Origin of the sequence: Caballeronia sp. (assembly GCF_049581465.1) — a bacterium.
Taxonomy (GTDB): Bacteria; Pseudomonadota; Gammaproteobacteria; order Burkholderiales; family Burkholderiaceae; genus Caballeronia.
Genome location: NZ_JBAUSA010000873.1, coordinates 1 through 1,683, shown reverse-complemented (window position 1 = coordinate 1,683; position 1,683 = coordinate 1). Strand labels below are relative to the sequence as shown.

Sequence of the window (1,683 nt, the reverse complement as noted above, 5' to 3'; positions counted from 1 at the left end):
CATCGGTTGAGTAGTATATATACAGCCGTTCGCCGCTCGTCTGGGAGAAAACAATTGCTGGTATAGCGACATAGTCAGAGTCAATCGCATAGTAACCACTGAAAGCTCCTGCCCCAAGGGTCAACCCATTGCGTTATACACAACTGTCGTCGCCATCGTCGTCGCGTAACAAGCGCAATGTTTTTGCTGCGATATGAACTTCTCTGAGTCCGAGCCAGATCGTTTTCGCGCCGGGTTCGCCGTCGCCCTTGCGCCCGAGGAATCCGCCTAGGCGTGCGATCAATCGCAATACTTCGTTGAGCTTTGGCTGGGCCGGGCGGCGCACTTTCGTGAGCAGGTAGGCACTGCGAATTTCGTCGGGATCGAAGAACAGATGCGCGTCCAGATCGGGGCTAGTGCGTCCCAGGCGCATCAGATAGGCCACGCGCCAAGCCACTACCAGGAACAGCGCCAGTGCGCGCTCAAGCTGTTGGATCGAGCCCAACTGCAGCGCCTCGACGCGGCAAGCATTCTTCAAGATGTTGAACAACATCTCGATTTCCCAGCGCGCTCGATACCAGTCGATCAATTCGATCGCCTCTTCCAACGTCGTCGCCACGCGGTTGGTCAGCAAGCGCCATTCGATCGGCTTGACGCCCGCAGGAGCGTCGAACTCGCGTGCGACCAGACAGGTGGCCGCGACACACTTGCCTCGGCCTGCGGGTAACTCCACACGCTGCATCCACAGGTGCTGGCGCACCGTGCGCGCCTTGACGCCATGACGCGAGGCCATCGTGAAGGTGATCTGCCCGATGGCTTCGCCACGGGTCGTGCGCTCCCACAGCTTGTCTCCCTGCGGCAAGCAACGGTTATGGGTGGCGCGTACCAGCCAGTCGGCCGGCGTGTCCAGCGCCTGGGCGCGCTCCATCAGCGCCATCAGGTCCGCTTCGCGGTCCGCCACATACACCAGGCGCGTGGACGGCAGACTCGGCGCCATCTCGGCAATACGTTCATAGCCCTCGATCCAGCGCAGACTCTCCTTGAGGCCGCCGCGCTTGCCGGACTCGTCCTTCTTCTCGCGCGCCCACATCCACGCGTCCAGAATGCCCAACGGCTCGCGCTGCGGCGTGACCGCGTAGGTCGGATGCAGATACATGCCGCGCTGGGCTTCATAGCTCAGCGGCCCGAGTCCGAACGCACCTTGAGCGTTGAAGTCCAGTTCCGTGGTGTCCTGCAGGCACAGCACCACGCGATGGGCTGCCATGCGCTTTTGCGTATGCTGCCAATGCGGCTCGAGAATCGCATGCCACTCGACCTTCTCGTTGTCAAAGAAGCGGTACGCCGCCATCGTCTCGCCCCATCCCTGACATGCCTTGGGCACACTAGCCATCGGGTCGGCCGCCAATCGTTGCATCAAAAGCCTCGCTCGCTTGTTCAGGCGCGCATCGCCGAGCTCGAGCTGCTCGAATTCCGTCTGGGTCCAGGGCGTCGATTCGGTGACCAATGCGTCCACTCAAAAAGCAAGAGTAAACGCGATTCCCCGAAAGTTTACAAGCGCCGTTCCATCTCATTGAAAGTAAACATGTTTTTCCGACCTCGACGCTCGCCGGTCGGAGATGTGTATAACGCGATGGCTCTAGCGCGGGCAAGCCCAGACGGGCTTGGACCACCGGGGCGCAGACCGCCCGAGATTGTTTCGGGACC

At 60.9% G+C, this 1,683-nt stretch carries 1 protein-coding gene; it reads right to left on the bottom strand.

Annotated elements, in window-relative coordinates:
• Positions 1–133: 133 nt before the first annotated feature.
• Positions 134–1,492, bottom strand: coding sequence for an IS4 family transposase (locus WCA53_RS21375; protein ID WP_423915338.1), 1,359 nt, complete (start codon positions 1,490–1,492; stop codon positions 134–136).
• Positions 1,493–1,683 lie beyond the last annotated feature (191 nt).